The sequence below is a fragment of the Neptuniibacter sp. QD34_54 genome (genome assembly GCF_047778055.1).
Classification (GTDB): domain Bacteria; phylum Pseudomonadota; class Gammaproteobacteria; order Pseudomonadales; family Balneatricaceae; genus Neptuniibacter.
Genome location: NZ_CP180546.1, coordinates 1,904,982 through 1,909,349, shown reverse-complemented (window position 1 = coordinate 1,909,349; position 4,368 = coordinate 1,904,982). Strand labels below are relative to the sequence as shown.

Sequence of the window (4,368 nt, the reverse complement as noted above, 5' to 3'; positions counted from 1 at the left end):
TTATATTAAGCATTACGAAAGCTATTTATCTAATTGTTTTAAAACAACTATTGGATAAATAGCTTTTTGTTTTTTGAGAGCTTTAAGATCCACGTCTATACTTTTCCTACAGCTAAGAATGCTAAACAGAAGCGGCAAAAAAATTTATAGCAAAACACTCTGTTTAGTTTGTGGGGGCTGATAATGTTTCATAAATCAGCTGTTGGCATTCAACTCCCTTAACCTCTACCAGTGCGCTTAGTCCATGTTAGGAAGGTTATATTGTGGGAACCGACGAATACCGAATCGAGCAACCAGAGGATGGTAGCCGAGAAAATTCAGAAGCATCCGCTGTTTCTGACACCTTTCTAAACCCCAATTATTGGGCCAAGCTCACACAAACAACCTCGCGAGAAGCCTACGTATCGACATGGCTTGCACTGCAATGCCAGTTGATCGAAGAGGTACATGCTGGCGTTGTAGTTATGGGCGAGCCAGAAGAAGGACCATATACGCCAATCGCTCATTGGCCAGAAGATAGCGAAGCTAGTTTTGATATGACAGTCGTGGCTGAGCTCGCTATGAGCGAAAGAAAGGGCTCAGTCAGATCAAGCAAATCATCCCATCATCACACATCGCTTGCTTACCCTTTACTGGTTGATGAACAGCTTTGCGGCGTGGTTGCACTCGAAGTAAGCGAAAGAAATCAAAGACAATTAAGTTTAGTTATGCGCCAGCTCCAATGGGGCTGTGCATGGCTTGAAACGCTTGTTCGACAAACCACACTAACCTCTAAAACCCGTTTGGCTTTGGCCCTAGAACTTGTCGCTGTGAGTTTGGAATCCAAGCGCTTTCATGCCGCTGCGACCGCTTTTGTTACAGAACTGACCTCCTGTATGGACTGTGAATGGGTTGGTATTGGCTTTTTAAAAGGTCAGCACATTAAATTGAGTGCATTTTCACATAGTGCGGAATTTGAAGAGAAAAATAACTTAATGCGCTTGATCGCCAGAGCGATGGATGAAGCACTCGACCAACAAGCGCTATTAGTCTATCCAGCGCCTTCTGATACTGCTCCACGGGCACTCAGATCTCATGAAGACCTCGCAAGGCAAGACAGTGTCGGCCATATCTGTACGATTCCGATGGGAAATGCGGGTGATCCGATTGGCGGACTGACATTGGCCAGAGCTAAGGGCCAGAGTTTCACAGAAGATGAGATCGATTTCTGTCGGTATGTTGCGCTGCTCGTTGGCCCTGTATTAGATGCACGTAGAAGAGATGATCGTTGGATCGGCAGTAAGATATGGGATTCGCTGACTGATACATTGCCGCTTTTTGTGCGAGAAGGACATACCGGTTTAAAACTCGCCCTTATTTCTACAATGTTCCTAGCTGTGTTCCTGAGTATTGCAGACGGAACTTACCGGGTATCTGCCAATGCCAGTCTAGAGGGTTCTATTCAACGCGCGATCACCGCCAAATTTACTGGTTACATTTCTAAATCCGATATCAGAGCAGGCGATATCGTGAATAAAGGCGATCTTCTGTTTGCCATGGAAGATAAAGATCTCAAATTAGAACGCGTTAAATGGAACAATCAAAAACAACAGAGACAGCGTGAATATGTAGAAGCCCTCGCCAATGGCGATCGTGCACAGATGCGCATCCTCCGCGCCCAAAAAGATCAAGCGGATAGTCAGATAGCACTGATTGATACCCAGCTAAATCGAACAGCTGTTACAGCTCCCTTTGATGGTGTAATCGTCAGTGGTGATCTGAGTCAGATGCTAGGCGCGCCTGTAGAGCGAGGACAGGTGTTATTCGAGTTGGCGCCACTGAATAGCTATAGGGTCATTTTAAAAGTGGATGAGCGTGAATACTCTCAAGTCAAAGAGGGGCAGTTAGGCTCATTAAAACTAGCAAGCATGCCAAACCAGCTGTTGAATATGGTAATCGTAAAGAAAACACCCGTAGCAATTGCAGAGGATGGACGTAACTATTTCCGAGTAGAAGCCTATATAGACGGAGGAATAGAAAGATTAAGACCCGGTATGGAGGGGGTCGGAAAAGTAAATATAGGGCAGCGTAAACTCATCTGGATCTGGACCCACGAGTTTACAGAATGGGTAAGGTTTACAGTTTGGTCTTGGTGGCCGTAGGCGGAGAAGACTATGGCTGACAATCTATACAGTTCAATGTGGTACCGCGTAGCAGAGCTTAAACCACATATTCGTAGCCACACTCAAATCAATCGACATGAGTACCGAGGGCAGATTTGGTACATCGTCAAAGAGCCTTCGTCAGGGCAGTACCATCGTTTTACTCCAGCAGCCTACCATTTTATTGGTTTAATGGATGGGGAGCGCACTGTAGACCAAATCTGGCACCTAGTTGCTAAACAACTCGGTGACGACGCACCTACACAAGACGAAACGATGCAGTTTCTCAGTCAACTGCATACCGCCAACGTCCTCCAAACTGACGTAATACCAGACAGCGAAGAGTTATTTAATCGACACCAACGTCACGAAAAGGTTAAATGGAAGCAAAGACTCATGTCGCCTTTAGCGCTTCGCTTTCCTTTATGGGACCCAGATAACTTTTTAGCCAGAACACTGCTCTTTGCCAAACCTTTGTTTGGTCTTGGCGGTTTATTAATCTGGCTAAGCGTAATTATCGCGGGTGCTGTCCAAGCAGGTATTCATTGGTCAGACCTAACTGAAAATGCTATCGACCAAGCCATTACTTATAACAATCTATTTTTACTTTGGCTGATCTACCCATTAGTTAAGGCCTTACACGAACTGGGGCATGCTTACGCAGTAAAGGTGTGGGGCGGCGAAGTCCATGAGATGGGTATAATGCTGCTGGTTTTAATGCCTATACCTTACGTTGAGGCATCCTCCGCGACTGCATTCCCAGAAAGGCATAAACGCGTCGTGGTCAGTGCCGCAGGTATAATGGTTGAGCTATTTTTAGCGTCTATCGCTATGTTTGTCTGGTTAAACGTTGAAGCTGGAATCGTTAGAGCCATTGCATTCAATGTCATGCTGATAGGCGGTGTATCGACCCTGTTCTTTAACGGTAATCCATTACTGCGGTTTGATGGCTATTACATCATGTCAGACCTCATAGAAATTCCTAATCTGGCAACCCGTTCTAAAAAATATCTGGCTTACTTGACTCAACGTTACCTTTTTTCAGTTACTGATCAGCACTCACCAGCAGAACGCGGTGAAAAAGGGTGGTTAATCTTCTACGGCATCGCATCTTTCGTATATCGCATGTTTATCATGTTTGTCATCATCCTATTTATAGCAGGCGAACTATTCTTTATTGGTGTGTTATTAGCAATATGGGCGCTAACTACCCAGATAGTCCTGCCGCTATTTAAGATGCTGGATTTCCTATTTACTCACTCTCGCCTCAAGCACAAACGATCAAAGGCCATTACTTATTCAGCTGTCGGGCTAGCCAGTTTGTTTATCATGCTATTTGTTATTCCAGCACCTTCTAAAACCCTTGCAGAGGGTGTTATCTGGCTACCGGAAAAGTCCCATGTCCGAATGCAAGTGGATGGTTTTGTTGAAGAACTTTTGGTTCACCAAAATACGATAGTCCAAGAGGGACAGCCCTTAATTCAATCTCACGATCCTTTTCTTGAAGCTCAATCGGCGCTTCTTAAAGCACAAAGAAGGGAGTTAGAAGCACGTTTAGTACAGTTACAGTTTGCCAATCGCTCTCAAGCGCTAGTTATTAGGAAAGAGATTGAAAGCCTTGAGGCAGAGCAAACCAGAATTGAAGAACAACTTGAGTCCCTCACCGTATACAGTGGCGCGACAGGTTTATTTATTGTTCCTTCTGCGATCGACTTGCCCGGACGATTTATTAACCGTGGCGATATTATTGGTTACGTACTCGAACCTACAACCACACGCATCCGCACTGTTGTCAGTCAGAATCAAATCGGACTAGTAAGGAATAGAACTGAAAAAGTAGATGCATGGATTGAGAGTGCAGATAAACTTCCGCAAGAAGCACAGATAGAGAGAGAGGTACCAGGCGGAATTTTCAAATTGCCTTCTAAAGCATTAGGTAGCACCGGAGGAGGTAAGTTTCCTGTCGATCTCAGTGACCCAGATGGCTTAAAAACGTTAGAACGTTTCTTCCAATTTGATCTGCTTCTCCCAAATATTGAAGAGATAGGGAATATAGGAGGTCGTGTAAATGTGCGATTTGATCACGGTTACGAGCCATTGGCATTTCAATGGTATAGACAACTCAAACAGCTGCTGTTGAGTCGTTTTGAAATCTAGCGCCTCACTGCGCCCCGGTGTAATTCTGGGGCATTACCCACAAAAGTCATCCTGCCAAAACAGCAGGCTA

The 4,368-nt window shown here is 44.9% G+C and carries 2 protein-coding genes; both read left to right on the top strand.

All coding sequences use genetic code 11. The annotated features are described in order from the left end of the window. Positions 1 to 263: 263 nt before the first annotated feature. Complete coding sequence (locus tag ACMXYP_RS08765; RefSeq protein ID WP_415884631.1) at positions 264 to 2,141, top strand: efflux RND transporter periplasmic adaptor subunit; 1,878 nt, start codon at positions 264 to 266, stop codon at positions 2,139 to 2,141. A gap of 12 nt (positions 2,142 to 2,153) precedes the next feature. Beyond that, entirely contained in the window at positions 2,154 to 4,298 is a 2,145-nt protein-coding gene (locus tag ACMXYP_RS08760; protein WP_415884630.1) for a hypothetical protein, read from the top strand. Positions 4,299 to 4,368 lie beyond the last annotated feature (70 nt).

Coding starts and splice junctions, on each gene's coding strand:
- ACMXYP_RS08760 (WP_415884630.1), top strand. CDS start 2,154: ATGGCTGACAATCTATACAGTTCAATGTGGTACCGCGTAGCAGAGCTT.